The sequence below is a fragment of the Rhizobium sp. P1_B8 genome (assembly GCF_056406515.1).
The window spans coordinates 239,116-259,018 of the sequence record NZ_JBFTZZ010000017.1; the positions used below are offsets into that span (position 1 = coordinate 239,116).

Annotated in this window: 20 protein-coding genes; 15 read left to right on the top strand and 5 right to left on the bottom strand. The window is 60.7% G+C overall.

The window, feature by feature from the left end; genetic code table 11:
* Positions 1-189 precede the first annotated feature (189 nt).
* The gene (locus AC1D2N_RS21525) at positions 190-2,622 is read left to right on the top strand and encodes a ComEC/Rec2 family competence protein (RefSeq protein ID WP_130652315.1); all 2,433 of its coding nucleotides are present in this window, start codon (positions 190-192) and stop codon (positions 2,620-2,622) included.
* Here the strand turns inward: AC1D2N_RS21525 and lexA are convergent.
* Positions 2,603-3,322: a transcriptional repressor LexA gene (gene lexA, locus AC1D2N_RS21530; protein ID WP_028731996.1), complete on the bottom strand. Its 720-nt coding sequence runs from the start codon at positions 3,320-3,322 to the stop codon at positions 2,603-2,605. The genes AC1D2N_RS21525 and lexA overlap by 20 nt on opposite strands.
* Before the next feature lie 198 nt (positions 3,323-3,520).
* Here lexA and AC1D2N_RS21535 point away from each other — a divergent pair, with 198 nt between their 5' ends.
* The 13 genes from AC1D2N_RS21535 (at position 3,521) to lipA (ending at position 15,536) form a co-directional block, all read left to right on the top strand.
* Positions 3,521-4,417 (top strand): VOC family protein, encoded by an 897-nt coding sequence (locus AC1D2N_RS21535; protein ID WP_130652316.1) that lies wholly within the window; start codon positions 3,521-3,523, stop codon positions 4,415-4,417.
* On the top strand, positions 4,414-5,259 hold the full coding sequence (gene kdsA, locus AC1D2N_RS21540) for a 3-deoxy-8-phosphooctulonate synthase (RefSeq protein WP_028731994.1): 846 nt from the start codon (positions 4,414-4,416) through the stop codon (positions 5,257-5,259). Before AC1D2N_RS21535 ends, kdsA begins: the two co-directional genes overlap by 4 nt.
* A gap of 247 nt (positions 5,260-5,506) precedes the next feature.
* A complete protein-coding gene (gene eno / locus AC1D2N_RS21545; protein ID WP_018241901.1) occupies positions 5,507-6,781 on the top strand; it encodes a phosphopyruvate hydratase in 1,275 nt (424 codons plus the stop codon).
* 136 nt (positions 6,782-6,917) lie between these two features.
* Positions 6,918-7,238, top strand: coding sequence for an FtsB family cell division protein (locus tag AC1D2N_RS21550; RefSeq protein ID WP_018241902.1), 321 nt, complete (start codon positions 6,918-6,920; stop codon positions 7,236-7,238).
* Positions 7,239-7,383: 145 nt separating this feature from the next.
* Positions 7,384-8,430, top strand: a complete 1,047-nt coding sequence (pdhA, locus tag AC1D2N_RS21555) for a pyruvate dehydrogenase (acetyl-transferring) E1 component subunit alpha (protein ID WP_003559100.1) — start codon at positions 7,384-7,386, stop codon at positions 8,428-8,430.
* A 15-nt stretch (positions 8,431-8,445) separates the two neighbouring features.
* The gene (locus tag AC1D2N_RS21560) at positions 8,446-9,831 is read left to right on the top strand and encodes a pyruvate dehydrogenase complex E1 component subunit beta (protein ID WP_130652317.1); all 1,386 of its coding nucleotides are present in this window, start codon (positions 8,446-8,448) and stop codon (positions 9,829-9,831) included.
* Positions 9,832-9,846: 15 nt separating this feature from the next.
* Complete coding sequence (locus AC1D2N_RS21565) at positions 9,847-11,208, top strand: pyruvate dehydrogenase complex dihydrolipoamide acetyltransferase (RefSeq protein ID WP_477981962.1); 1,362 nt, start codon at positions 9,847-9,849, stop codon at positions 11,206-11,208.
* A 19-nt stretch (positions 11,209-11,227) separates the two neighbouring features.
* Entirely contained in the window at positions 11,228-11,869 is a 642-nt protein-coding gene (locus AC1D2N_RS21570) for an SGNH/GDSL hydrolase family protein (RefSeq protein WP_130652319.1), read from the top strand.
* Between the two features lie 2 nt (positions 11,870-11,871).
* Positions 11,872-12,453 (top strand): GNAT family N-acetyltransferase, encoded by a 582-nt coding sequence (locus AC1D2N_RS21575; protein WP_018241906.1) that lies wholly within the window; start codon positions 11,872-11,874, stop codon positions 12,451-12,453.
* Between the two features lie 16 nt (positions 12,454-12,469).
* Positions 12,470-13,918, top strand: coding sequence for a dihydrolipoyl dehydrogenase (gene lpdA / locus AC1D2N_RS21580; RefSeq protein ID WP_047621703.1), 1,449 nt, complete (start codon positions 12,470-12,472; stop codon positions 13,916-13,918).
* Between the two features lie 76 nt (positions 13,919-13,994).
* Positions 13,995-14,249 carry a GlsB/YeaQ/YmgE family stress response membrane protein gene (locus AC1D2N_RS21585; protein ID WP_003539329.1) on the top strand — a complete coding sequence of 85 codons (255 nt, stop codon included), beginning with the start codon at positions 13,995-13,997 and terminating at the stop codon, positions 14,247-14,249.
* Between the two features lie 20 nt (positions 14,250-14,269).
* A complete protein-coding gene (locus AC1D2N_RS21590; RefSeq protein WP_012757333.1) occupies positions 14,270-14,518 on the top strand; it encodes a GlsB/YeaQ/YmgE family stress response membrane protein in 249 nt (82 codons plus the stop codon).
* Positions 14,519-14,564: 46 nt separating this feature from the next.
* Positions 14,565-15,536 carry a lipoyl synthase gene (lipA, locus tag AC1D2N_RS21595; protein ID WP_003559117.1) on the top strand — a complete coding sequence of 324 codons (972 nt, stop codon included), beginning with the start codon at positions 14,565-14,567 and terminating at the stop codon, positions 15,534-15,536.
* Between the two features lie 229 nt (positions 15,537-15,765).
* Here the strand turns inward: lipA and AC1D2N_RS21600 are convergent, their stop codons facing one another.
* Positions 15,766-16,428: a class I SAM-dependent methyltransferase gene (locus AC1D2N_RS21600; RefSeq protein ID WP_245484462.1), complete on the bottom strand. Its 663-nt coding sequence runs from the start codon at positions 16,426-16,428 to the stop codon at positions 15,766-15,768.
* A gap of 285 nt (positions 16,429-16,713) precedes the next feature.
* Positions 16,714-17,127, bottom strand: a complete 414-nt coding sequence (locus AC1D2N_RS21605; protein WP_128409088.1) for a hypothetical protein — start codon at positions 17,125-17,127, stop codon at positions 16,714-16,716.
* Between the two features lie 480 nt (positions 17,128-17,607).
* On the opposite strand from AC1D2N_RS21605, the gene AC1D2N_RS21610 reads away from it, so the two are divergent.
* Positions 17,608-18,060 (top strand): type II toxin-antitoxin system RatA family toxin, encoded by a 453-nt coding sequence (locus tag AC1D2N_RS21610; RefSeq protein ID WP_003559123.1) that lies wholly within the window; start codon positions 17,608-17,610, stop codon positions 18,058-18,060.
* A gap of 14 nt (positions 18,061-18,074) precedes the next feature.
* Here the strand turns inward: AC1D2N_RS21610 and AC1D2N_RS21615 are convergent, their stop codons facing one another.
* Both AC1D2N_RS21615 and AC1D2N_RS21620 read right to left on the bottom strand, forming a co-directional pair.
* Positions 18,075-18,578 (bottom strand): CinA family protein, encoded by a 504-nt coding sequence (locus AC1D2N_RS21615; RefSeq protein WP_197728257.1) that lies wholly within the window; start codon positions 18,576-18,578, stop codon positions 18,075-18,077.
* Entirely contained in the window at positions 18,575-19,792 is a 1,218-nt protein-coding gene (locus AC1D2N_RS21620; protein WP_130652321.1) for a bifunctional 2-C-methyl-D-erythritol 4-phosphate cytidylyltransferase/2-C-methyl-D-erythritol 2,4-cyclodiphosphate synthase, read from the bottom strand. Before AC1D2N_RS21620 ends, AC1D2N_RS21615 begins: the two co-directional genes overlap by 4 nt.
* Positions 19,793-19,903 lie beyond the last annotated feature (111 nt).

Sequence of the window (19,903 nt, forward strand, 5' to 3'; positions counted from 1 at the left end):
ATGGCATTTTGTGCATTGCAGTATCACCTTTTAGGCACTGCAGCGATGAGCCGCATGCATATCGGAAGCCGATGATTCGACTGCTCTTTTGGCTCTTTCAATTTTCCCTCACTTTTCAATCGATTATTCTTGCCGGATTTGATTGGCGGTTGCATTCTGCCTGTCGGGGCGAGTGACCTTGGGCAGCACATGCAGGAGTTGACGACAGTCGAATTGCGGCCGGAAGCAGGCGCCGGCCTTGCCGACTCCGCCGGTTTTTCTCCGGCTGTCGTGGTGACGCGGCTGCCAACGACGCAGTCGGCGACACCGTGGCGCCACCGGCTGCCGGCAGCAGCCTCGCAATCACTGCGTGCCGGCATGCGCATGCTGGGCGAAGAGGCGGACCATGGCCGCCTGCTGCTGTTCTCACCGGTCTTCCTCGGGGCCGGCTCAGCCTTCTGGTTTCTAGCGGCATCGGACTTCCCGCTCATTGCATCGCTGCTCTGCCTGTTGGTGCTGACCGTCGCGGTTCTCATCGCCAGCCGCAGCCGGGCGGCTTTGCGGGCAACGCTGCTGGCGCTTGCACTTGTCGCCTGCGGCGTGGTCTCGGCGCAGCTCGAGAGCCGACGGGCTTCGACCGTGATCCTCGATTCATCAGTGACGACGACGGTGACCGGCCGTGTCGAGCGGCGCGAAGGCGATGGTCGCGGGCGGTGGCGCTATATTCTTGCCGTCACCGGCACAGAGGCGCCGGAGGTGAAGCGGCCGCCGGGGCGCATAACCGCGATCGTCCGCGGCGCGGACGCGCCTTTCGAGATCGGTGATATCATAACCGGCAGAACACGGCTGACGCCGCCAGCAGGTCCAGCGCTTCCTGAGCTCAACGACTTCTCCTTCGGTGCCTATTTCGATCGCATCGGCGCCAACGGCTTCTTCTACGGTGCGCCGACAAAGGTCGATTTGCAGGCAGGTCCGCAAGCGGCCAGATCGACGACGGAAGCGCTGCTCGAAGGTCTCTACCGGCTGCGCAGCGGTATCGGCGACCGCATAAGGTCGATCCTGCCCGGCGACACCGGCGCTTTTGCCGCTGCTCTGGTGACGGACGAGCGGCGCGCCATCTCGAATGAGACGACGGAGGCGCTGCGCCAGTCCGGTCTGGCTCATATCATCGCTATCTCCGGCCTCAATATGGCGCTGTCAGCCGGCATCTTCTTCGTCGGTTTCCGCATGCTGCTCAGCCTCTTTCCCGGTGTCGCCCAAGCCTATCCGACCAAGAAGATCGCCGCTGCCGGCGCGCTCATCGCCGTCACGGCCTATTTCCTGATCTCCGGCTTTGCCGTCTCGGCCGAACGCGCCTTCATCATGATGGCGATCATGTTGATTGCCGTCTTCTTCGACCGGCCGTCGATCAGCCTGCGCAATGTCGCTCTCTCGGCGCTCGTCATTCTCGCCATTTCACCGTCTGAGGTCTTGGGTCCGAGCTTCCAGATGTCCTTTGCTGCGACATTGGCGTTGGTATCTGGCTACCAGCTGTGGAAGGACCGGCGCGTCCGCGAAAACGCTTTCCTGAAGCTGCCGGTTTTTCGGCCCGTCGTTACGGTTGCGGGTTTCTTCGGCGGCGTCTTCCTGACCTCGCTGATCGGCGGCTTTTCTACCGCGCTGTTTTCGATCGAGCATTTTCATCGCCTGACTGCCTATGGCCTGCCGGCAAACCTCGCGACGATGCCGATCATCTCCTTCATCATCATGCCGGCCGGGTTGCTGGCGATGCTGCTCATGCCTTTCGGTCTGGATGTTTTGCCTTGGAAGGTCGTCGGATTCGGCCTCGATCTGGTGATCTCGATCGCAAAGACGGTGTCCGGCTGGGGTGGCGACATCGGCATCGGCCGCTTGCCCGCTTGGTATTTCGCGATAGCCGTCGCAGGCTTTCTGCTGCTGACGCTGCTCCGCACCCGGCTGCGCCATATCGGCACGTCGATCATCGCGATCTCGACGCTAGTCCTCTTGCTTCTGCCGGTTCCCCGGCCGCCGGATCTGGCGATTTCGGAGGATGGTGGTCTCGTCGCAATCGTCGAGGCGGGGGCCATGGCTTCCAACCGTGAAAGACCGCCGGATTTCATCTTCGACCAGTGGCAGAGAGCGCTGGTCCTGCCGACGCATCACCCGCCGAAGATGCTGGATGGTCCTGTTATTCCGCCGGAGGGAGAAGACCGCCGCGTCAGGCTTTCCCGCGATCAGCAGAACGAAGCAAGGTCGGCGATGCGGGCGGCTGCAGCGGCCGGTGAAGCAAACCGCTTTTCCTGCGTCAAGAAGGCCTGGTGCACATCAAGGCTTGGCAATGGTCACGTGGTTGCTGTCATCGACAATGCCGCCTATCTCGGTCCGGCATGCGACGCGGCCGATATCGTCGTGACGTCGGTCCGCCTGCGCTTCAACAGCTGCCGCTCAGGGGCGACGCTCTTCACCGGCGAAACGTTGCGCAAGACCGGTTCCGTCGAGTTGCGCTTCGCCGACGCCGGCCTGGAGGTCGCAACCGCATTCGATGCATTGTCGCGGCCATGGATGCGGCATCGCGCCTATGACTGGCGCAGCAACAGTTTTGCCGAATCCAGACTGCCTGATGTCAGTGATAGCGGCGAATGAGGCCGACGAGCTTGCCCTGAACCTTGACGCGGTCCGGCCCGAAAATCCGGGTCTCGTAAGCCGGGTTGGCCGCTTCCAGTGCGATCGAGGCGCCCTTGCGGCGGAAGCGTTTGAGTGTCGCTTCTTCGTCGTCGACGAGAGCAACGACGATGTCGCCAGGACTTGCGGTGCTGCCGTTGCGAATGATCACGGTGTCGCCGTCGAAGATGCCGGCGTCGATCATCGAATCGCCCTTGACCTCCAGCGCATAATGTTCACCGGAACCGAGCATGTCGGCCGGAACGACGATGTCGTGGGTGTTGTTCTGGATCGCCGAGATCGGAACACCGGCGGCGATACGGCCCATGACCGGCACGGAGACCGAGTTGCCGTTGTCGGCGACGGGTTTTGTGGGAGCAGGAGTGGCGACCGGCTGCGGCTTGCCAAGGCTGCCCTCGATGACGCTGGGCGAAAAGCCCCGCCGGGGCTGAATGCTGGGGCTGTAGGCCTCCGGAAGCTTGATGACCTCGAGCGCACGGGCGCGGTTCGGTAGGCGGCGAATGAAGCCACGTTCCTCGAGCGCCGTAATCAGCCGGTGAATCCCGGACTTGGAAGCGAGGTCCAGGGCATCCTTCATTTCGTCGAAAGATGGCGGAACGCCGGATTCCTTCATGCGCTCATGAATGAAAAGGAGAAGCTCCTGTTGTTTGCGCGTGAGCATCGACGTTGTGACCTCGTGATTGAAACAAATCCAGAACAGACACTATATGTTCCATATGTGTTCCGCAAGTAGCTAAATTTCCGTAAAACTTGGCGCCAACTCGTTGAGATTTTTATTTTCATTCGCCGGATTGGGACACATGTCTTGCATTGAGGGGCGCGCCATCGCACATCTCTTGCCGTTTCCAGGAGGGATATCATGAACGAGCGTTCCGCCAAGCCGCACCCGCTGGATCATGTGGTGCTGCCCGTCGTCAACATTGATCTGGCGCGCGAGAGGCTTGGCAAGCTCGGCTTCACCGTTGCCGCCGATGCACGCCATCCCTTCGGAACGGAAAACGCCTGCGTCTTTTTTGCCGACAAGACCTATCTGGAGCCGCTCGGGATTGCGAGTGTCGAGGAGAGCGAGGCCTCAGCGCGGCAAGGCAATGTTTTCACCGCCCGCAACCGGGCCTTCCGCTTCCGCTGCGGCGAGGAGGGGCTTTCGGGGCTTGCTTTCGGTAGTAAGGATGCCGGCATCGATCATCAGAACTTCGTCGGCAACGGATCGAGCGCCGGCGAGATGCTGCAGTTCACCCGGCCGATGACGATGCCGGACGGTTCTGAGAGCATCGCCGGCTTCAAGCTGGCTTTTGCCGGCGACCTGCGCGCGCCCGATCTCTTCCTTTTCAGCGTCGAACGCGTCAATCCGCTGCCGGCCGACCGCGGCGCGCTGGAGACGCATGCCAATGGCGTCACCGGCATTGCCGAGATCGCGCTCTGCGCGCCTGATGCCGCCGCTTTCGGGGCCTTCGTCGGCCTTGCCGCGGCGCAGGCGGCAGTCGAGAAAACCGGTTTTGGCGTCAATGTTGCTGCTTCGAACGCGAAAATCAGCCTGATGACGCCGGAAGGGCTAGAAGCCTATTTCGAGATCGCCGGCTCATCCGCCGATCGCGGCCTGCGTGGCCGGGCAATCCTCTTCATTGTCGCCGATCTTGCCGTGACAGAAGCGCATTTGGCTGCTAACGGGGTGACATACACGCGCAAGAACAATCGCATTCTGGTGAAGCCCGCGCCCGGGCAGGGCACGCTCTTCGCCTTCGAGGAGACACGATGAGCACTGAGACGAATTCCGAAGTCAAGATCGGCGAAGGCCAAGGCCAGGTCACCTTTTCCAATACCGGCCGCCTGTCGCTGATTGCCGGTCCCTGCCAGATGGAGAGCCGCGACCACGCCTTCATGGTTGCCGGCACGCTGAAAGAGCTTTGCGCAAAGCTCGGCATCGGCCTCGTTTACAAGAGCTCCTTCGACAAGGCGAACCGCACCTCGCTCTCGGCTGAACGCGGCATCGGGATCGAAAAGGGCATGGAGGTCTTTGCCGACCTCAAGAAGGAATTCGGCTTTCCTGTCCTGACCGACGTTCATACCGCCGAGCAATGCGCGGAGGTGGCAAAGGTCGTCGACGTCCTGCAGATCCCGGCCTTCCTTTGCCGACAGACCGACCTTCTCATCGCCGCCGCCAAGACCGGCCGCGTCGTCAATGTCAAGAAGGGCCAGTTCCTCGCTCCCTGGGATATGAAGAACGTCCTGAAGAAGCTCAACGCCAGCGGCAATCCGAACGTGCTGCTGTGCGAGCGCGGCGCCTCCTTCGGCTATAACACGCTGGTTTCCGACATGCGCTCGCTGCCGATCATGGCGGCGATGGGCGCGCCCGTTATCTTCGATGCCACCCATTCCGTGGCGCAGCCGGGTGGGCAGGGCGATTCCTCCGGCGGTCAGCGGGAATTCGTGGAAACGCTGGCGCGCGCAGCAGTGGCCACCGGTATTGCCGGCGTCTTCGTCGAAACCCACCAGGACCCCGACAATGCACCTTCGGACGGCCCCAATATGGTCTATCTCAAGGACATGCCGCGGCTGCTTGAAAAGCTGCTTGCCTTCGATGCGGTCGCCAAGGTTTGACGTTCAACAGCCTGACATGATCGTGCTATAGGCATGTCGCGAAAAAGTGTGCAGCGGTTTTGCGACAACGACATGCGGAAAGCCAAACACCTAAAGCGTGGCAAGCGAATCTGAAGATCGCGACGCGCTTTAGGCGAGATCCGAACGCTGGTTCGAAGGCTGGAAATTGCAGCATTGTAATTTGCACGCCTTCGACTAAGACAGGTTTCGAACCGACTTATCACCACCCACCGAGCAGGAAGAACCCATGACTGCAATCACCGATATCATCGCCCGCGAGATTCTCGATAGCCGTGGCAACCCCACCGTCGAAGTCGATGTCTATCTCGAAGATGGCAGCATGGGCCGCGCGGCCGTTCCCTCGGGCGCCTCCACGGGCGCGCATGAGGCGGTCGAACTGCGCGACGGCGGCAAGCGCTACCTGGGCAAGGGTGTCGAAAAGGCGGTGGAAGCCGCCAACACCGAGATCTTCGACGCGATCGGTGGCATCGATGCTGAAAACCAGATCCAGATCGACAACATCATGATCGAGCTGGACGGCACGCCGAACAAGTCGCGCCTCGGCGCCAATGCCATCCTCGGCGTGTCGCTCGCCGTCGCCAAGGCTGCCGCCCAGGCGTCCGGCCTGCCGCTCTACCGTTATGTCGGCGGCGCTTCCGCCAGCCTGCTGCCGGTGCCGATGATGAACATCATCAACGGCGGCGCCCATGCCGACAATCCGATCGATTTCCAGGAATTCATGATCCTGCCGGTCGGCGCCGATTCGATCGCCGAAGCCGTGCGCATGGGTTCGGAAGTCTTCCATACGCTGCGCAAGGAACTTGCCGCGCAGGGCCATAACACCAATGTCGGCGACGAAGGCGGTTTCGCACCGGGTCTGAAGAGTGCTTCGGAAGCTCTCGACTTCATCATGAAGTCGGTCGAGAAAGCCGGCTACAAGCCGGGCGAGGACATCTACCTCGGCCTCGACTGCGCCTCGACCGAATTCTTCAAGGACGGCAAATACGTTCTCGAAGGGGAAGGCCGCACGCTGGAATCGGGCGCCATGGCCGAATATCTGGCTGAGCTCGCCGCCAAGTATCCGATCATCTCGATCGAGGACGGCATGGCCGAAGACGATTGGGACGGCTGGAAGACGCTGACCGACCTGACCGGCAAGAAGACCCAGCTCGTCGGCGACGATCTCTTCGTTACCAACTCCGCCCGTCTTCGCGACGGCATCCGCATGGGCGTCGCCAACTCGATCCTCGTCAAGGTCAACCAGATCGGCTCGCTGACGGAAACGCTCGATGCCGTCAACACGGCGCACAAGGCGGCCTATACCGCCGTCATGTCGCACCGCTCCGGCGAGACCGAAGATTCGACCATCGCCGATCTCGCGGTCGCCACCAACTGCGGTCAGATCAAGACCGGCTCGCTGTCGCGTTCCGACCGTCTTGCCAAGTACAACCAGCTGATCCGCATCGAAGAGGGCCTCGGCCCGCAGGCCCAGTATGCCGGCCGCTCGATCATTCGCGGCTGATCGGATCTGATGTTCAATGCTTGACCCGCGCCTTCCCGGCGCGGGTTTTTTATTGCGCGGTTTTTAGAGTCAACGAACGGTTAATCTCTGCGCGTTAGATTGAACGAATTGGTAATGCGTTCAAGAGCATGCGTGTATGTGGACAAAGCATCATAAGAAGAGAAAGATCGGTCGCTTCGTCATTCCGGCCATGACGGTCGCCTTCCTCTCCTATTTCGGTTATCATTGCATCCATGGCGATTACGGCCTGCGCGCAACGGAGACGTTCGAGCATCAGCGTGTCGCGCGTGAAAAAGAGCTTGCAGTCTTGAAGGCGAAGCGCGAACATCTGGAAAATCAGGTCGCGCTCCTCAGTGACGGCTCGCTCGACAAGGATATGTTGGACGAAAAAGCGCGTTATCAGCTCAACATGTCGCGCGCGGACGAGATCGTCATATTCAACCATTATTCCAATTAACCGAAAACAGGTTAATTGGAATTTTCATAGTTCTTCCAATAATTTAGCAGCGAATACGAGCCATGCAATTATGGCATTGCTGTGGTCATATTTCTTCCCTATGGTACGCCCCACCAAGAAACGACAAACCCATAGGGAGGGTTGAATGGCGCCGCGAAAGACCGCGACCGTTTCCAGCCGCAAAACTGCAGCAAAACCGGCAGCCAAAGCATCGAATGGAGGCCCTGTAGCCGACTTCGATCGCAATGAAGAGCTCAAGGCCTATCGCGAGATGCTTTTGATCCGCCGCTTCGAGGAGAAGGCCGGCCAGCTTTACGGCATGGGCTTCATCGGCGGCTTTTGTCACCTCTACATCGGTCAGGAAGCTGTCGTCGTCGGCATGCAGATGGCGCAGAAGGAAGGCGACCAGGTCATCACCGCCTATCGCGACCACGGCCATATGCTGGCAACCGGCATGGAAGCACGCGGCGTCATGGCGGAACTGACCGGGCGTCGCAGCGGCTACTCCCACGGCAAGGGCGGCTCGATGCACATGTTCTCGAAAGAGAAGCATTTCTACGGTGGTCACGGCATCGTCGGTGCCCAGGTCTCGCTCGGAACGGGTCTTGCCTTCGCAAACCGCTACCGCGGCAACGACAATGTCTCCATCGCCTATTTCGGCGACGGCGCCGCCAACCAGGGCCAGGTCTACGAGAGCTTCAACATGGCTGCTCTCTGGAAGCTGCCGATCGTCTATATCGTCGAGAACAACCGTTACGCCATGGGGACGTCGACCGCGCGCGCCACTGCGCAGTCGAACTACTCGCTTCGCGGATCCGGCTTCGGCATCCCCGGCATTCAGGTCGACGGCATGGACGTCCGCGCCGTCAAGGCTGCGGCCGACGAGGCGCTCGAACATTGCCGTTCCGGCAAGGGCCCGATCATTCTCGAAATGCTGACCTATCGTTATCGCGGTCACTCCATGTCCGACCCGGCGAAATATCGCTCCAAGGACGAAGTGCAGAAGATGCGCTCCGAGCATGACCCGATCGAACAGGTCAAGGCTCGCCTCGTCGAAAAGGGCTGGGCTTCCGAAGACGATCTGAAGGCGATCGACAAGGATGTCCGCGATATCGTCGCCGACAGTGCCGATTTCGCCCAGGCCGATCCGGAGCCGGATGCATCCGAGCTCTATACCGACATTCTGCTCTAATCGGGGAGGGAACCCATGCCTATCGATATCCTCATGCCCGCCCTCTCTCCGACCATGGAAGAAGGCACACTGTCCAAATGGCTGAAGCAGGAAGGTGACAAGGTCACCTCCGGCGACGTGATTGCCGAAATCGAAACCGACAAGGCGACGATGGAAGTCGAAGCCGTCGATGAAGGGATCATCGGCAAGCTGCTCGTCGATGCCGGCACTGAAGGCGTCAAGGTCAATACCAAGATCGCCGTTTTGCTGCAGGACGGCGAATCCGCTTCGGACATTTCCGCCGCCAAGCCCGCCGCCCCGGCAGCGCCCGCCGTTGCCCAGGAAGAGAAGCCGACCAGCACCGGTTCCGCCTCCGCGCCGCTTCCGGCCGAGCCGAAGGCTGTCGTTCCGAACGACCCCGAAATCCCGGCCGGCACTGAAATGGTGTCGACGACCGTGCGCGAAGCGCTCCGCGACGCCATGGCCGAAGAAATGCGCGCCGACGAAAACGTCTTCGTCATGGGCGAGGAAGTCGCCGAATACCAGGGCGCTTACAAGGTCACGCAGGGGCTGCTGCAGGAATTCGGCCCCCGCCGCGTCGTCGATACACCGATCACCGAGCATGGCTTTGCCGGCGTCGGCGTCGGTGCCGCAATGGCCGGCCTTCGCCCGATCGTCGAATTCATGACCTTCAACTTCGCCATGCAGGCGATCGACCACATCATCAACTCCGCCGCCAAGACGCTCTATATGTCCGGCGGCCAGATGGGTGCTCCGATCGTCTTCCGCGGTCCGAATGGTGCCGCGGCTCGCGTCGGCGCCCAGCACAGCCAGGATTATGCAGCCTGGTACAGCGCCATTCCCGGCCTGAAGGTCGTCATGCCCTATACGGCATCCGACGCCAAAGGCCTGCTGAAGGCTGCGATCCGCGATCCGAACCCGGTCATCTTCCTCGAAAACGAAATTCTCTACGGCCAGCACTTCGACGTGCCGAAGCTCGACAATTTCGTCCTGCCGATCGGTAAGGCCCGCATCCATCGTCCGGGCAAGGACGTCACTGTGGTCTCCTTCGGCATCGGCATGAGTTATGCGACCAAGGCTGTCGCCGAACTCGAGAAGATTGGCATCGACGTCGAACTGATCGACCTTCGCACCATCCGCCCGATGGACCTGCCGACTGTCATCGAATCGGTGAAGAAGACTGGCCGTCTGGTCACCGTCGAGGAAGGTTATCCGCAGTCCTCCGTCGGCACCGAAATCGCCACCCGCGTCATGCAGCAGGCCTTCGACTATCTCGATGCGCCGATCCTGACGATCGCAGGCAAGGACGTTCCGATGCCTTACGCCGCCAATCTCGAAAAGCTTGCCCTTCCGAACGTCGGCGAAGTGGTCGATGCGGTGAAGGCTGTTTGCTACAAATAAGGGGAGGGTGTTTCGATGCCGATCAATATCACGATGCCCGCCCTCTCTCCGACCATGGAGGAAGGCAATCTTTCCAAATGGTTGGTCAAGGAAGGCGACAAGGTCAAGTCTGGCGATGTGATCGCCGAGATCGAGACCGACAAGGCGACGATGGAAGTCGAAGCCGTCGATGAAGGCACGGTCGCCAAGCTCGTCGTTGCTGCCGGCACCGAAGGCGTCAAGGTCAATGCGTTGATCGCGGTTCTCGCCGCCGATGGCGAGGATGTCTCCGCTGCCGCAAGCGGCGCGGGTTCCGCCGCCCCAGCGCCGAAGGCAGACGGTGCAGCGGCGCCGAAGGCCGAAGCTGCACCGGCTCCGGCCCAGTCCACTCCGGCTGCGGCACCTGTAACCGCCGCCGCGCCGGCCTCGGTTTCATCGGATGGCAGCCGCACCTTCTCTTCGCCGCTTGCCCGCAGGTTGGCCAAGGAAGCCGGTATCGACCTTTCGGCAGTCGCAGGCTCCGGCCCGCACGGCCGCGTCGTCAAGAGCGACATCGAAGCCGTCGTTGCCGGCGGTGGCGCCAAGGCTGCTGCTGCGCCCGTATCCGCTGCCGCCCCGCAGGCTGCCGCGCCTGCTCCGGCCGCCGCTGCACCGAAGGGCGCGTCCGAAGAAGCCGTGCTCAAACTCTTCGAACCGGGCTCTTACGAGCTCGTGCCGCATGACGGCATGCGCAAGACGATCGCCAGGCGACTGGTCGAATCCAAGCAGACGATCCCGCATTTCTACGTCAGCGTCGATTGCGAGCTCGATGCGTTGCTGGCGCTGCGCGCCCAGCTGAACGATGCGGCTCCGCGCAAGGACAACGCTCCGGCCTACAAGCTCTCGGTCAACGACATGGTCATCAAGGCCATGGCTCTGGCGCTGCGCGACGTTCCGGATGCCAACGTCTCCTGGACCGACAGCAACATGGTCAAGCACAAGCACGCCGATGTCGGCGTCGCCGTCTCGATCCCCGGCGGCCTGATCACCCCGATCATCCGCAAGGCCGAGGAAAAGACCCTGTCGACGATCTCCAACGAGATGCGCGATCTCGGCAAGCGGGCCAAGGATCGCAAGCTGAAACCTGAGGAATATCAGGGCGGCACCAGTTCGGTCTCGAACATGGGCATGATGGGCGTGAAGAACTTCGCAGCCGTCGTCAACCCGCCGCATGCGACGATCCTCGCGGTCGGCGCCGGCGAGCAGCGGGTCGTCGTCAAGAAGGGCGAAATGACGATTGCCACCGTGATGTCCGTCACGCTCTCGACCGACCATCGCTGCGTCGACGGCGCGCTCGGCGCCGAGTTGCTCCAGGCCTTCAAGGGCTACATCGAGACCCCGATGGGCATGCTTGTCTGATAGCGGCGCGGAGGCGGAAATGACCAAGACCGTTCTTTGCTATGGTGACTCGCTGACTTGGGGTTATGACGCCGAGACGATCGGCCGTCATGATTACAAAAATCGCTGGCCGAGCGTGCTTCAGGCAGCGCTCGGCCATGAGGCGCGCGTCATCGCCGAAGGCTTGAACGGTCGCACTACCGCTTTCGACGACCATCTCGCCGATTGCGACCGCAATGGTGCGCGCATCCTGCCGACGATCCTGCAGACGCATGCACCGCTCGACCTCGTCATCCTTCTGCTCGGCACCAATGACATGAAGCCGGTTGTGGCAGGTTCCGCCTTTGCCGCCTGCCAGGGCAACAGCCGCCTCGTGCGGCTGATCCGCAATCATGCCTGGCCCTTCGAATTTGATGGGCCGGAGATTCTGATCGTGGCGCCGCCGGCGATCCGCGCGACGGGCAACGTGCCCTTCGCCGCATCCTTTCCCGGCGGTATCGAGGAATCGGCAAAGCTTGCAACGCTCTATCGTGATCTTGCCGACGAACTCGGTTGTGGCTTCTTCGACGGCAATTCCGTCGCCAAGACCACGCCGATCGATGGCATTCACCTCGATGCGGACAATACGCGCGCGCTCGGACGCGGGCTGGAATCGATCGTGCGGATGATGCTGGGGATCTGACCATGGCCTCCTTCATCGCCCTCCGGCAGGCCTCACGGCGGGATGCCTCGGAGCTGGCGATTCTGGCGGATATCGCATCGCGCGGGTTTGCCTCCTGGCTCTGGTTTGCCGGTGTGGAAAACGGCGTGAGCGATACGCCGCTGGAGCGGGGCCGGCTGAAGATGAGCGAGGAGGAAGCCGTCGGCGGTTGGCGGGATGCCGTCATCGCCGAGGCCTATGGCGAGGTTGCGGGTGTGGCGATCGGCCATGCGCTGGGTGAGGGGATAGGCGATATCGAGGCGACGATTCCGGCAACCGCACCGATGCTCGCCTTGCAGAAAACGGTTGTGGGAAGCTGGTTCATCGGCAGTCTCGGCGTCTATCGCCATCTGCGCGGCATCGGCATCGGACGCAGGCTGCTGGACGATCAGATCGAAAGGGCCGATCGGCGGCCCGTCAGCCTGATCACCGCAAGCGACAACGAAGCGGCTTTATCGCTTTATGGAAGAAACGGGTTCCTGGAGGCTGCGCGCGCCGATGCCGTGCCGCTCTTCGAAAATAGCAAGAGACACGCGTGGGTGCTCATGACCCGCAGCGCAGCATAACAAAGGCAGGAAACACATGGCTGAATCCTACGACGTCATCATCATCGGCTCGGGTCCCGGCGGCTATGTCGCTGCTATCCGTGCCAGCCAGCTCGGCCTCAAGACCGCGATCGTCGAGCGCGAGCATATGGGCGGCATCTGCCTGAACTGGGGCTGCATCCCGACCAAGGCGCTGCTGCGCTCGGCCGAGGTGCTCGACCACGCCAATCACTTCAAGGATTTCGGCCTCGTTCTCGAAGGCACGGTCAAGCCGGATGCCAAGGCCGTCGTCGGCCGCTCGCGCGCCGTCTCCGCCCGCCTGAATGCCGGCGTCGGCTTCCTGATGAAGAAGAACAAAATCGACATCATCTGGGGCGAAGCGAAGATCACCAAGCCCGGCGAGATCGTTGTCGGCAAGGCGTCGAAGCCCGTTGTCGAGCCGCAGCATCCGCTGCCGAAGAACGTCAAGAGCGGCGAGGGCACCTATACCGCCAAGCACATCATCATCGCGACCGGCGCCCGTCCGCGCGCGCTGCCTGGCATCGAGCCGGATGGCAAGCTGATCTGGACCTATTTCGAGGCGCTGAAGCCGGATGTTTTGCCGAAGTCGCTGATCGTCATGGGCTCAGGCGCGATCGGCATCGAATTTGCAAGCTTCTATCGCTCGATGGGCGTCGATGTGACCGTCGTCGAAGTCATGCCGACCATCATGCCGGTCGAGGATGCCGAAATAACCGCCATCGCCCGCAAGCAGCTTGAAAAGCGCGGCCTCAAGATCTTCACCAGCGCCAAGGTCACGAAGGTCGAGAAGGGCGCCGGCAGCGTCACCGCCCATGTCGAGACGGCCGATGGCAAGGTGCAGCAGATCACTGCCGACCGGCTGATTTCGGCCGTCGGCGTTCAGGGTAATATCGAAAACCTCGGCCTCGAGGCGCTCGGCGTCAAGACCGACCGCGGCTGCGTCGTCATCGACGGCTACGGCAAGACCAATGTCGCCGGCATCTATGCGATCGGCGATGTCGCCGGCCCACCGATGCTGGCGCACAAGGCAGAGCATGAGGGCGTCGTCTGCGTCGAAAAGATCGCCGGCCTCCCGAACGTCCATCCCACAGACAAGGGCAAGGTCCCGGGCTGCACCTATTGCAATCCGCAGGTCGCCTCTGTCGGCATCACTGAAGCGAAAGCCAAAGAGCTGGGCCGCGACATCCGCGTCGGCCGCTTCTCCTTCGCCGCGAACGGCAAGGCGATCGCGCTCGGCGAAGACCAAGGCATGGTGAAGGTGATCTTCGACAAGAAGACCGGTGAGCTGCTCGGCGCCCACATGGTCGGCGCCGAAGTCACCGAGCTCATTCAGGGCTTCGTCGTGGCGATGAACCTCGAGACGACCGAGGAAGAGCTGATGCACACGATCTTCCCGCATCCGACCGTGTCCGAAACGATGAAGGAAGCGGTGCTCGATGCTTACGGCCGTGTGCTGAACGCTTGAGAATTTCCGAAGCTGCCCTTTATGTCCGGAGTGGAAAGCCACGCCGCTAGGGTGGAAAAAACGAAAGGAAATCATCATGTCTATGGAGACGCAGGCGTTGCTGGTATTTTTGCTGATCGGGCTGGTTGCAGGCTTCCTCGCAAGCCTGGTCGTCGGTGGCGGCGGGCTGATAAGATGCCTGCTGAGCGGCATCATCGGCGCCTTCGTCGGCGGTTATCTGTTCAGCGCGCTCGGTATTTCGCTGGGCATTGAAAACGCGCTGGTGGTGCAGATCATCCACGCCACCGTCGGCGCCATCATCGTGGTTCTGATCGCAAGGGCGGTCGCTTGAGGCGTAACTGAGGGCAGGGCATGGAAAGCGTCGGTTGGATTTCGGCAATCATCATCGGTGGGCTTGCGGGCTGGCTCGCCGGCAAGCTGATGGAAGCGCGATACGGGATTTTTCTGAACATCGTGCTCGGCATCGTCGGTTCGGTCGTCGCAAGCGCCGTCCTCGCGCAATTCCATGTCGAGGTGGTCGGCGGACGGCTCGGTTATTTCGTGACGGGTTTCCTCGGAGCCTGCCTGTTGATATTCCTTGCGCGGCTGGTGCGGCGCTAGATCCGATCGATTTGCCGCATAGGGGCGGTAGAAAGCTGAAACTGCAATGGTGACGATCCTCGATACGATCAATCCCGACGCCAAGCGCGTGCGGCATCCCGAGAAGGCGCATCGGCCTGATACGGAAGTCATGCGCAAGCCGGACTGGATTCGCGTCAAGGCGCCGACCTCCAAGGGTTATGCCGAGACGCGCGCGATCGTGAAGGAGCACAAGCTCGTCACCGTCTGCGAGGAGGCCGGCTGCCCGAATATCGGCGAGTGCTGGGACAAGAAGCACGCGACCTTCATGATCATGGGCGAGATCTGTACCCGCGCCTGTGCCTTCTGCAACGTCGCCACCGGCAAGCCGAATGCGCTCGACATGGCCGAGCCGGAGAATGTCGCCAAGGCGGTCAAGGAGATGGGCCTATCCCACGTCGTCATCACCTCGGTCGACCGTGACGACCTGGAGGACGGCGGCGCCGAACACTTCGAAAAGGTGATCTGGGCAATCCGTGCCGCCTCGCCGATGACGACGATCGAGATCCTGACGCCCGACTTCCTGAAGAAGCCGGGTGCGCTGGAACGCGTCGTCGCCGCCAAGCCCGACGTCTTCAACCACAATATGGAAACAGTGCCCGGCAACTATCTGACGGTTCGCCCCGGCGCCCGCTACTTCCATTCTGTCCGCCTGCTGCAGCGGGTGAAGGAACTCGATCCCACCATGTTCACCAAATCGGGCATCATGGTCGGTCTTGGCGAAGAGCGAAACGAAGTCCTCCAACTGATGGATGATTTGCGCACAGCCGATGTCGACTTCCTGACGATCGGCCAGTACCTGCAGCCGACGCGCAAGCACCACAAGGTCGAAAGCTTCGTCACCCCCGACGAGTTCAAGTCTTATGAGACCGTCGCCTACAGCAAGGGCTTCCTGATGGTCGCCTCCAGCCCGCTAACCCGCTCCTCCCACCATGCCGGCGACGACTTTGCCCGGCTGAGAGCGGCGCGCGAGAAGAAGCTGTTGATGGCGGCCGAGTAACATCCGGCATTTGCTTTTTGATTGAACCGCGGCGATCTTCGCTGCGGTTTTTCTTTGGGCAGTCGACTATGAACATCACCCGCGGATTGAAATCGACTCTCATCGAACCGACGGTATCCCGTTGATCGGCTGTCCCGGCAGCGGCGAGAGCATGCTGGCAAAGCGGCTCTCGCGAGCGAGCGGCCTTCGCTACGGCTCCATCAAATCAAAAATGCAACTGTAATGTCACTCAGGGCCGGCGGATCGCCCATTGCAACGCGGGATAGCTGCCGATCATCTCGAACGCGCCAGCGCCGACTGCTTCGCGAACAGCGACCGCGACGCCACTATGGGCATGATCGAGAGCCTCGTGCCAATCATCGCCGGCGATGATACCGCCGGATTTGACTTTACGCTTCAGCACTTTGAGCTCCTCGACCGTGCCATCATAGGAGTGCGAAGAATCCAGATAGACCCAGTCGAGATGGTCGTCGGGAAGCTGCTCTAAGAAGGGCACCGAATAGTCGACATGGACCGATACGTTTGCGCCTTGCGCAGACCTTTTGATACGTCGCGAGGCCACATCGTGGGCGCGGCTCGTCGATAACCGGCCATTGGCGGTATAGATGCCCCAGTCCGGATAGAAATTTCCGAAAATCAACCACCAAGGATCGACGAAATAGGCAGACTTCGGTTTGGCCCGGTCCAGCAGAATGGTCGAGAACAATCCGGTAAACACGCCAAACTCGGCGCCGACACCACCCTTGGGGAACAAATCGCAGAGAAATTGCCTGCTCTTCAATCGGTGGTCGGACAAAAACTCAGCCTGTAGAAATTTCGAGTCTAACGGTATGCTCCCGACCGAAAGTATATCTTGTGCGTTTCTGATAAAATGCTCTGTCAAGAAGCTCATTCGCGCCGCACCCATAATTTTCGGCAATGTATAGGTTGTGAATATAGGGCGAGCAAGCGATATTATTAGACGCGTTCTGGATTTGGTGCAATTATATTATATATCATAAATACTTAGTATTGATGGTATATAAAGAGTACATATGGGATTATTGTTTTATTTATATTGGCTTGCCATCGTGAGGGAGAAGCGGCAGCCTTCGCGCGTATTTGATGCGGCATCTTGCGCGGTCAGCTTCGGAAATTCAGCCGTGCTACACTGACGGCGCACCCTGGCGCACCCTCGTTAAGTTGGTGGTCTCCAGCCTTGAAGACAGTTGGGTGTATAAAAATAGCCGCTCGGATGCAGATACTGGCCGTTGTCCATCCACGGTTTATAAAACCGCGCCAATGTAGCGGCGCGCCCGCGAATCTTGTCGATGAAGCTGGCCGGTTGATAATGATCGCCGGGCACGCTGTAAGGTTCGGCTACGGAATATTCCGTCTGTACACCTGCGTTCGACGTCCCCTTTAATTCTAAGAACGCGATGAGCTCAGCATTGCTGATGCGATGCCATCGCCAAAATTCCGGTCCTCTTGTGCAAACGCCTATATAATTGAGCGATATTTTAACCGCGAAAACCAATACGACGACGAACACGAAGCCTGACAGCAGTGTGACGAAGGTCCGCCTAGCGCTGCTTTTCTGTAGGCGAATCAAGCCAACCTCCATCGGCCTAGGGACTTTGCGCTTCGTCGTTGATTCATTCCCATCTCCGAAACGCAATGCACCGAATCTTCTTAGCGGAGTGTACTACGGTAGAAGGCAGACCCGGTCGCCGTCCCGTCAATGTTACTTTGCTTGAAATTTCTACTCGTCATGTTTGTGAAATGGCAGAGTTGACGTCAATCACTGTTTGCAGAATTTGATGTGTGCAAGTTATGGCTATTGTCTTCATCCGGCTGTGCCGCGATGGGGCTCGGCAATTTGAAGCGCTCTTGAAGCTTTGGCGCGCGCGCTTCTTCAACATTTCGAGCGATAACTCTCTCAGTTGGTCGAAATCGGACGTTCTCGACCCCGCCGATGTACCCGTGCATGGCTTCCAACAAGTTGTCCTCGCGCGGAAGGAAGAGGCTAAAATCCCGCCGCCAGATGCGCGAGCTTCTTGATCTTCTCGGCCGGCCCGATTAATTGCCGCCTATGCCGCAATTCGAAACGCACCGTCCCGTCCCGCATACGCCCGAGCAGATGTTCGACCTCGTCGCCGATGTCGAGCGCTATCCGGAATTCCTGCCGCTCTGCGAAGCGCTGGCCATCAGGAGCCGCAAGGAGCGCGACGGCAAGATCCTGCTCGTCGCCGACATGACGGTCGGCTACAAGGCGATCCGCGAGACCTTCACGACGCAGGTGCTGCTGAACCGGGCCGAGCACGTCATCGAGGTCAAGTATATCGATGGCCCGTTCAAATATCTCGACAATCGCTGGCATTTCGCCGAGACGCCTTCTGGCGGCTGCACCGTCGATTTCTTCATCGACTATGAGTTCAAGAGCCGCATTCTCGGCGCGCTGATGGGCTCGATGTTTGACCGCGCCTTTCGCATGTTCACCGAGGCCTTCGAGACCAGGGCAAACAGGATCTACACGCCGGCTTGATGAGCGAACCCGCGTCAGGCAGCAAGGAGCGAGCGTACCATCTCCAGCGCCGTCCTGATCGTCGCCAGCCGAACCTCGCTGCGGCCGATATCGCCATAGAGCATTTTCCGATGGATGAGCGCGCCGGCGCGCGATTTGGCGGCGAGATGCACCAGGCCGACCGGTTTTTCCGCCGATCCGCCGCCAGGGCCGGCAATACCGGTGACGGCAACGGCGATCTCGGCGCGCGAACGGAAGAGGGCGCCATGCACCATCTGTTGCGCCGTTTCCTCGGAGACGGCTCCGAAACGCAGCAGCGTTTCCGCCTGTACGCCGAGCATCTCCATCTTTGCGGTATTCGTATAGGTGACGAAGCCGCGGTCGACGACGGCTGATGAACCCGATATCTCCGTCAGCGCCCCGGCAATCAGTCCGCCGGTGCAGGATTCGGCTGTGGAGAACATCAGCCCCGCAGCCGTGAAGTCACGGATGATCGCCTCCGCCATCGAAATTATATCCTGAGGAAAAAGGCTCATCATTTCCTTCCGCGATAGACGACGGTGGCAGTCGCGATCGCCGCGATGCCTTCGCGCCGGCCGACGAAGCCGATCGTCTCGTTGGTCGTCGCCTTGACCGAGCAACGCTCGATATCGATGCCGAGATAATCCGACAGTTTCGCGCGCATGGCCTCGCGATGCGGGCCGACCTTCGGCGCCTCGGCGATCAGCGAGACGTCGGCATTCATGATCGTGCCGCCGCGCTCGCGCACGATCCGGGCGGCATGCTCGATGAAGATCCGCGAGGCCGCCCCTTTCCATTGCGGGTCGGACGGCGGGAAATGATCGCCGATATCGCCGGCGCCGCAGGTGGCGAGCAGCGCGTCCGTCAGCGCATGCAGCGCGACGTCGGCATCCGAGTGACCTTTCAGCTTCTGATCATGCGGAATGAACACGCCGCAGAGTGTCACGCCATCGCCGGCTACGAGCTGGTGCACGTCGTAGCCGTTGCCGGTGCGCACGTCTGGAAGCAGCGAAGTCGACAGCTTGTCGTCGGCCATGGCGATATCGTTCCTGACCGTCAGCTTGACGTTGTCGGCCGTGCCCTCGACGATCGTCACCGGAATGCCCAGCCATTCGGCGATCGAGGCATCGTCGGTGAAATCGCTTCGTCCGCTCGCCGCCGCCTTCTCATGCGCCTCGAGGATCGTTTCGAAGGCGAAGGATTGCGGCGTCTGCGCCGCGTAGAGATGCTCGCGTGAAACCGTCGTCAGCACGGTGCCGGTGCTGTCGGCGCGTTTCAGCGTATCGGTGACCGGGATTGCCGGCAGGACCGCCTGTGCGCCGGCGTCAAGGCTCTCGGCAATGCGGTCCAGAAGCACATGGTCGAAGAACGGCCGAACGGCATCATGGATCAGCACATGGCTGATTTGCTTGTCCTTGAGGTATCTGAGGCCGGCAAGCACGGATTGCTGCCGGGTGGCGCCACCATGCACCGTTTCGATCGGCGTTGCCGAGATGATGTGGCGGAAGGCTCTTGCAAACAGCGCCTCGTCATCGGGATGAATGACGACGACGATCTGCTTTGCCGCTTCCCATGTCATGAAGTTTTCAAGCGTATGCACGATAACCGGCTTGCCGCCGATCATGCGATACTGCTTGGGGCCCTCCGTGGAGGATCCCGCGCGCTCGCCGCGGCCGGCGGCCACGATGACAATTCCAGCCGATATCGGTTGCTTAGAAGGCATTTGCAGCATAAATCCCCTAAAATATGCGGAATTGACCCGAGTGCTCTAACGTCTTGCTTTGGCCTTTTCCAGCATCTGCCCGAAAAATATCAATTCCCATCCCAGCCCCCTTGGCAAGCT

Excerpts from the sequence above, each read along its gene's own strand:
- lexA (WP_028731996.1), bottom strand. The coding sequence starts at position 3,322 with ATGCTCACGCGCAAACAACAGGAGCTTCTCCTTTTCATTCATGAGCGC.
- AC1D2N_RS21600 (WP_245484462.1), bottom strand. The coding sequence starts at position 16,428 with ATGAGCTTCTTGACAGAGCATTTTATCAGAAACGCACAAGATATACTT.
- AC1D2N_RS21590 (WP_012757333.1), top strand. The coding sequence starts at position 14,270 with ATGGAAAGCGTCGGTTGGATTTCGGCAATCATCATCGGTGGGCTTGCG.
- AC1D2N_RS21565 (WP_477981962.1), top strand. The coding sequence starts at position 9,847 with ATGCCGATCAATATCACGATGCCCGCCCTCTCTCCGACCATGGAGGAA.
- AC1D2N_RS21575 (WP_018241906.1), top strand. The coding sequence starts at position 11,872 with ATGGCCTCCTTCATCGCCCTCCGGCAGGCCTCACGGCGGGATGCCTCG.
- AC1D2N_RS21610 (WP_003559123.1), top strand. The coding sequence starts at position 17,608 with ATGCCGCAATTCGAAACGCACCGTCCCGTCCCGCATACGCCCGAGCAG.
- pdhA (WP_003559100.1), top strand. The coding sequence starts at position 7,384 with ATGGCGCCGCGAAAGACCGCGACCGTTTCCAGCCGCAAAACTGCAGCA.
- lpdA (WP_047621703.1), top strand. The coding sequence starts at position 12,470 with ATGGCTGAATCCTACGACGTCATCATCATCGGCTCGGGTCCCGGCGGC.
- AC1D2N_RS21525 (WP_130652315.1), top strand. The coding sequence starts at position 190 with ATGCAGGAGTTGACGACAGTCGAATTGCGGCCGGAAGCAGGCGCCGGC.
- AC1D2N_RS21585 (WP_003539329.1), top strand. The coding sequence starts at position 13,995 with ATGTCTATGGAGACGCAGGCGTTGCTGGTATTTTTGCTGATCGGGCTG.
- kdsA (WP_028731994.1), top strand. The coding sequence starts at position 4,414 with ATGAGCACTGAGACGAATTCCGAAGTCAAGATCGGCGAAGGCCAAGGC.
- AC1D2N_RS21560 (WP_130652317.1), top strand. The coding sequence starts at position 8,446 with ATGCCTATCGATATCCTCATGCCCGCCCTCTCTCCGACCATGGAAGAA.
- AC1D2N_RS21570 (WP_130652319.1), top strand. The coding sequence starts at position 11,228 with ATGACCAAGACCGTTCTTTGCTATGGTGACTCGCTGACTTGGGGTTAT.
- AC1D2N_RS21620 (WP_130652321.1), bottom strand. The coding sequence starts at position 19,792 with ATGCTGCAAATGCCTTCTAAGCAACCGATATCGGCTGGAATTGTCATC.
- AC1D2N_RS21535 (WP_130652316.1), top strand. The coding sequence starts at position 3,521 with ATGAACGAGCGTTCCGCCAAGCCGCACCCGCTGGATCATGTGGTGCTG.
- AC1D2N_RS21615 (WP_197728257.1), bottom strand. The coding sequence starts at position 18,578 with ATGATGAGCCTTTTTCCTCAGGATATAATTTCGATGGCGGAGGCGATC.
- eno (WP_018241901.1), top strand. The coding sequence starts at position 5,507 with ATGACTGCAATCACCGATATCATCGCCCGCGAGATTCTCGATAGCCGT.
- lipA (WP_003559117.1), top strand. The coding sequence starts at position 14,565 with ATGGTGACGATCCTCGATACGATCAATCCCGACGCCAAGCGCGTGCGG.
- AC1D2N_RS21550 (WP_018241902.1), top strand. The coding sequence starts at position 6,918 with ATGTGGACAAAGCATCATAAGAAGAGAAAGATCGGTCGCTTCGTCATT.